The 1,061-nt window shown below is 43.7% G+C and carries 1 protein-coding gene; it reads right to left on the bottom strand.

What is annotated here, in order from left to right; genetic code table 11:
- Positions 1–286: 286 nt before the first annotated feature.
- Positions 287–886, bottom strand: coding sequence for an MBL fold metallo-hydrolase (locus GNE10_RS34745; RefSeq protein ID WP_099070645.1), 600 nt, complete (start codon positions 884–886; stop codon positions 287–289).
- Between the last annotated feature and the right edge of the window lie 175 nt (positions 887–1,061).

Below are 1,061 nucleotides of genomic sequence, written 5' to 3'. Positions count from 1 at the left end.
TTTGAAAAAATAATGCAACACATAGACAAGACCCCTCCCCAACCCTCCCCTTGGCAAGGGGAGGGTGCCGTCAGGCGCGTGGGGTATCTGTCGCAAATATTTTTTGAATCGGTATTAACTGAACTGTATGACTTTATAAAAAGATAAAATTCCCGGCTTTTTCAATCAAAAGCCGGGAATCTATGACTTTAAATGCTTACAAATTAAATGGAATTCCCATATCAAAAGTTTGTCATTTGATAGACAAATCTACAAAACTAATTTTCCCAGTGTAATTAGCATCCATTTATAGCGTCCCTACCAGTTCCTTTAAGCGATCGCGTCCATCGCGGAACACAGGCCAACCATCCCCTACCAACACCGCTTCTACCTGACAGAGTTCTGCTAACCTCCGCACAGAAGCAATGGCCTGCTGTCGATTCAGTAACTTGTCATCCGGTAATATTGTCAAACTACCTGCCTTGCGTGCCCTGACTAAATCTCCTGTAATCAACGTTGTTTCCTCCAATAATAAAGCCAGTTCGCCAGGTGTTTTAGAACCTTGGAGTTCAATCACCTTCAGTCCAGGTACAAATTCCTCACCATCAGATAACCAGCGATCGCAATGTATGGGAAAAGCGTCTTTTTCCGCTATGGGGCCGGCTATCTTAGCATAGGTTTGGTCGGCAATTTCTTTACTTGCCCTGACATGTTCAGAATTTGTCAACACAATCCAATCCACACCACCGAGAGATTGCAAATGATTCCAATCATGATTTGATAAGGCTACTGGGTCAATCAAGATGTTGCCATCTGGTCGAATCCAGGCAATCCCATTGAAATCAATATTTCTTGCCGGGTTGAAAGTAGACCAGCTATAGAGATCGGGACGGTGCAAAGATTTCATGATGATTCTGGATTAGTACCTTTGATAATTGACTATTAATCTCAATAATCTCAGTATATAGGGGAGTGGCGACTGGTGATTGGGGATTGGGCGTTGGGGGTGTTGACTGATGACTGATGACTGTTGACTGATGACTTGGGAGTTATTATTCTCCCCTGCCCCTCTGCCCCTTTAC

The organism is Nostoc sp. 2RC, from assembly GCF_014222165.1.
GTDB classification, from domain to species: Bacteria; Cyanobacteriota; Cyanobacteriia; order Cyanobacteriales; family Nostocaceae; genus Nostoc; species Nostoc linckia.
The sequence above is the reverse complement of the archived record's forward strand: the minus strand, read 5'-3'. Positions and strand labels throughout refer to the sequence as shown.